Genomic DNA, 215 nt, shown 5'->3' on the forward strand with positions numbered 1-215 from the left:
TAACCCGTGGTGCATTTAAGCAATACGAGTTTTTAAGTTGTTAATATTTCTATTGTTTAGTTTATTAATGCATTGTATAACAGTCATTGCCATTATCTTAGATAATATTCTATTCTTAAAGCCATCAAAGGATTTCGCATAGTTTCTTCTAATCATAAACTGATCACATAATTGCGAAAATAAGGTTTCGATGCGCTTTCGGGGTTTTCTAAAAA

1 protein-coding gene is annotated in these 215 nt (G+C 30.2%); it reads right to left on the reverse strand.

Annotation, left to right across the window (positions count from 1 at the left end):
• Nucleotides 1-15: 15 nt before the first annotated feature.
• The coding region (locus GNY06_RS04975; RefSeq protein WP_166519062.1) for a transposase at nt 16-215 on the reverse strand (200 nt) is incomplete at its 5' end.

Origin of the sequence: Elizabethkingia argenteiflava (assembly GCF_009904105.1) — a bacterium.
Taxonomy (GTDB): Bacteria; Bacteroidota; Bacteroidia; order Flavobacteriales; family Weeksellaceae; genus Elizabethkingia; species Elizabethkingia argenteiflava.